This is a genomic window from Candidatus Magnetaquiglobus sp. (assembly GCF_058402785.1).
In genome coordinates, this window is record NZ_JBZVFG010000091.1 from 1 (window position 1) to 4,148 (window position 4,148).

The window sequence follows — 4,148 nt, forward strand, 5'->3', positions numbered from 1 at the left end:
GGGCACAAAACATGGCTTCGGCGGCCTTCCGACGGGAAGGCTCCATCCGGTTCCAGGTGATCATGGGGTGACTCCTTCATAGAGTTCAATGAATTTCCGGGTAAAGATCTCGCGATCCTGTCGAAACATCTCGTGTCGTTGTGTGTCCGTCCCGGCCATCCGGGTCACACGGGCATGGTAAGCCGTCACCATGCGCAGCGTCTGCTTGAGATGGGGAATGGCCTGGACAAAACCTTCTATAACCTCCGCGTCGTCGGCATCCGCGCGTTTGAATCCCTGACGGTTGATCTTCTGATAATCGCTCTTGCATTGCGCCAACCAGGCGCTCAACTTCGGCCCGAACAGCTCCGGTTTGGCGGTCATGTCGAGAAAGATTTGGGCAATCCTTTGCTTGGCCCGCCATGGGTCCGGATCGATCCTCTGGAGCGTCTCCTGACGCGACAGGGTCTGAATTTGCCCGTTTTCATCCTTGACCGTGGTCCACTTCTTTCCAAAGGCTTCCAGATCGCCCACTGGACACAACTCCAGCAACCAGCCGAGCGCCTCGCGCCTTTGCGCTTTCAACAGGATATGCAGCAAGGCGTTCCGGGTGCGCTCCAACGTCGCCAGATGTTCTCCGAGCTTGTTGAAACGTACCTCGTAGCTCTCCTCGATACTCTGTCCGATCATTTCCGACAGATCCTCCACGGCAATCGTGCGTGGAAGATTGCCGATTCGTTTCTGCGCCGGACAGAACACCTCGCAGCGCCAGACCGTGCGTGGCATCTGTAAGGCCGCACGGTGATCATGCAGACAGAATTCGAGATCCTCCTTCTCGATGTTGTTCAAAAACTTGATCCGTTTCATCGGCGGATCCTCCAGGGCCAGATGCGGGGCATGGGTCATCGTGCCGTCTTGAGTCTCGTACTCGGCCTCGCTGGTGAGCGCCCTCTCTAAAGGATCGTATCTCTTCTCCAGAGGATCTTTCGCGTCCTCTGAGACCTCATCCTCCTCCAGAGGATCGTATCCGGCCTCCACGGCGTCGTTTTCCGCTTCCCAAAGGGTGTTCTCCTCTTCCCAGGGATCGTATTTCGTCTCTTCCGGATCGTTTTGGGACTCCCCGATCCGTTCCCAGGATCCCAATACCGCCTCGGCAGAGTGGGGCGTCTGGATGCGGTTCATCTGGACCGCCCGCTCCAGAGCGCGGAAGAGATCCATGAAGCCCTTGGCCACGTTGCGAAACGTCACCATGGACTCCTCCCGTTGTTCGTTCGGGTCGGCGCGCTCTTGCCTCCAGTAGTCGAGGACCACCTCATCCTGAAAATCGGCATTGGAGAAGTCCCCTCCATGGCGCGCCTCCATGAACGCGATCAGGCGACGGAACTTGCGCTGCTTGGTCTCCTTGGGCAGATGCGCGTCCAGATACCGGTTGAGATGGATGCGGAGGGCCGATGCGCATGCCGAAGTGGCTTGCCGGGTGGGCGCGGCGGCCAGCATCTCGCGAAACGGTTCGCCCCATGCGTCATAGCTACCGGTGATGAACAGAAACTCCAGCAAAGCCGTGAGATACGGCATGCGCTGAAACCAGACCGTGAACGGTTGATCCTGGTAGGCGATCTCCACCCCTTTCGGGGTCAACCGCATCGGCGGTCGCGCGGAACGCGGCAGGTTCCGTTGCAAATAACCCCGGAACCCCTCGGGTCGCGCCCATTCCACCTCGTAGAACAGTCCTAAGAATTGACCCTGCTCCGGCGAGCAGGCTTCGGCGATGCGCACCATGTGGCTCAACTCCCAGAGCGGGGAGGCGAAATTGCGCGTTGCGATGGTTTGTCCCAGCTTTTTCCAGGTCTCGTAGGTGAAACGAGGCTCTCCCTGGCTCTCGGATTCCCGGATCGTGCGCAGGATCTCGCGCAGTTCCGGACCTTTGCGGTCTTCGATGAGCTGTTGTTCGGCAGACAGTTGACTCATGGGAACCTTTCTTGAACCAAAAGGGGTTACTGGTCGCCACGACTGCGCATCCACTCCCGCAAGGAGCCGCGCAGGGATTGGATGTTCTCCTGGATCTGACGGGAGTTCTTCTTGTCCTCATCCAGGCAGGGCGTGACGGTGATGCTCTCCCGTGGGGCCGGCGGCGCGGGGGTGCCGGTGATCGGCGTCGGTTGCGAGGTTGGTTGTTTCGGTTTGGCGGGTTTGGCCGCGGTTGTCTTCGGGGTGGAGGGTGGTTTTTTGGCGTCCGGGTTGACGTAGGGCTTGGCCGGTTGCGGCTTGGGGCTCTCCTTGGGTTCGGTCACCACCACCAGCACCCCATCTCCCCCTGGTGACTTCTCCGGTGGGGCGTTCTTGCGCACGAACTGCCCCTCGGTGACCAGCGACCCGCCCGATGGGGTGGGATCGGTCTTGCGAAACGTGGCCGAGCAGAAACTCTCCCCGGAGCCCTCGCGGATGCAGCGGTTCCACTGCTCCTGAAACTCCGGATTCCTCCAGCTCTCCATCGGATCGGGCGGCGGCGCCGAGGCGCAACCCGTGAGCAGCAGGAGTACCACGGAGAGGCCCACGGGGGGCAAGCGGGTCGGCAAAACGGTGATGCGATGTGTCATGTTGGTCATGAAAGGTCTCCTTATGGGCCATCAAGGGTGGATGATACCCTGATCTATGCGGAGAGACGGTGGATTTTTTCCCGGTCACCCGCGCTCGTGGCGTGAATAATGTTCCGACCTAGCGAAAACGGCCTCCGGGAACCGGCTGAACCGGAATGGGCGCGCTCGTGACAGGGGTTTCCGGGAGAGCGGGCCTGAACGGCTTGACCGGTTCGAACGTGGGTTGGGGCGCGGGTTGGGGCTCGGATTGCCGTGCGGGAACGGGTTGAAGGGTTGGCGCGGGTTGGGGTACGGCTTGGGCTTTGGTGGGTGCGGAGGTCGAGGGTTGGGAAAGGGTTTCGTTCCAGTGCTGTTGGAGATCCCTGGCCCGCTCCAGCCAGCCGTTCAGCTCCCATTGGGACAGGGCCCGCAGCCCATCGGTCAAGGTCTGCATGGAGACGAGCCGCGCCGGATCGATCTCCCCGTGGGTCCAACCGTAGTGCATGCCCCCGGCGCCCGCCACCACCAGTAAGGCCCAGAACAAGAAAACCATCCCGGTCTGCATCAGCTTGACCACGCCGATCAGGGCCAGCATGCCGGCAGGGATCAGGATCCACCAGTTGTGCGATTCGGCCAACATGTGCGTCACTCCTTGTCATGAGGGTTGATGAAGCGTTGTGTTTCAGGCCAGGAGCATCCATCCGAGCAGCGCGCCGCACCAGACCAGCAGCCCCAGGGGATGCCGCCAGGCCAACCGCCAGTCGGGCAGCGAGGGCAAGGCGTTTTCGATGACCACGACCAGCAGGAACAGATAGAGCAGCGCATGGGGCCACTGCCTGGGAAAGTAGAGAAAGAAATGGTGCGCGATCCACCCGGCCACCCACAGCAGCAGCAGCGGCGCCAGTGCGATGGGTGCGGCGTTGAGGGGATGGATACGGCTGCAGGTCACCTGACCGAACAGATAGCCTTGGGGGGTATGTCGGGGCCACACCGAGAAGCGGGTGGGTCGCCCTCCCAGCAAGAGGGCGACCGCGTAGTGGGCGGTTTCGTGCAGCACCACCCCGACGAAATTCACCAGTGCCGCGCACCACAGTCCCCGACAGTGCAGATGCTTGATCCGTGCGATGAGCACCACCGTGACCAGGCCGATGAACAGCGCATCCGCTCCCCACACCCCGTTGACCCCCTGCGTGAACACGGTTCCTCCCATGGGTGCGCTGGGATCAGCGCACGACCGGTTGCAGGGTCTGACTTTTCACCGGCAACTCCACCACCTTTTGCCCCTCTTCGAGCACCACCTCCACCACCTTGTCCACCACCGTTGGACCGCCCAGCGCGAGGCGCGCCGTGGATTGCAACACCGCCCCAGCCAGCAGGGCCAAGACGAGCAGAATGGGCATGAGCAGGTATTTCATCGCTTTTCTCCTTATGATGCGTTTGAATGGCAGTTTTCTGAGGATAAGGATCATGGCACGCTCCAGCGGATGGATGTGGATGACACACCCTTCTATGCGCGGAGGCGGTGATTTTTTGCGGATGGGGGCGAAAAAAATGGGTGGAGGAGGCGCTAAACCGCACCCAGTTTGGAATGTG

Annotated in this window: 5 protein-coding genes; all 5 read right to left on the reverse strand. The window is 61.0% G+C overall.

Annotation, left to right across the window (positions count from 1 at the left end; genetic code table 11):
* Positions 1-60: 60 nt before the first annotated feature.
* The 5 genes from ACV4UY_RS16510 to ACV4UY_RS16530 all read right to left on the reverse strand — a co-directional run bounded on the left by ACV4UY_RS16510 (position 61) and on the right by ACV4UY_RS16530 (position 3,970).
* On the reverse strand, positions 61-1,947 hold the full coding sequence (locus ACV4UY_RS16510; RefSeq protein ID WP_491608650.1) for a hypothetical protein: 1,887 nt from the start codon (positions 1,945-1,947) through the stop codon (positions 61-63).
* A 26-nt stretch (positions 1,948-1,973) separates the two neighbouring features.
* A complete protein-coding gene (locus tag ACV4UY_RS16515; protein ID WP_491608651.1) occupies positions 1,974-2,585 on the reverse strand; it encodes a hypothetical protein in 612 nt (203 codons plus the stop codon).
* A gap of 109 nt (positions 2,586-2,694) precedes the next feature.
* Entirely contained in the window at positions 2,695-3,195 is a 501-nt protein-coding gene (locus ACV4UY_RS16520; protein ID WP_491608652.1) for a hypothetical protein, read from the reverse strand.
* 42 nt (positions 3,196-3,237) lie between these two features.
* Entirely contained in the window at positions 3,238-3,753 is a 516-nt protein-coding gene (locus tag ACV4UY_RS16525; RefSeq protein WP_491608653.1) for a hypothetical protein, read from the reverse strand.
* Between the two features lie 25 nt (positions 3,754-3,778).
* The gene (locus ACV4UY_RS16530; RefSeq protein WP_491608654.1) at positions 3,779-3,970 is read right to left on the reverse strand and encodes a hypothetical protein; all 192 of its coding nucleotides are present in this window, start codon (positions 3,968-3,970) and stop codon (positions 3,779-3,781) included.
* Positions 3,971-4,148: the final 178 nt, after the last annotated feature.

Bases quoted from the DNA above. Each gene is read 5' to 3' on its own strand.
- ACV4UY_RS16510 (WP_491608650.1), bottom strand. From the start codon at position 1,947: ATGAGTCAACTGTCTGCCGAACAACAGCTCATCGAAGACCGCAAAGGT.
- ACV4UY_RS16515 (WP_491608651.1), bottom strand. From the start codon at position 2,585: ATGACCAACATGACACATCGCATCACCGTTTTGCCGACCCGCTTGCCC.
- ACV4UY_RS16520 (WP_491608652.1), bottom strand. From the start codon at position 3,195: ATGTTGGCCGAATCGCACAACTGGTGGATCCTGATCCCTGCCGGCATG.
- ACV4UY_RS16530 (WP_491608654.1), bottom strand. From the start codon at position 3,970: ATGAAATACCTGCTCATGCCCATTCTGCTCGTCTTGGCCCTGCTGGCT.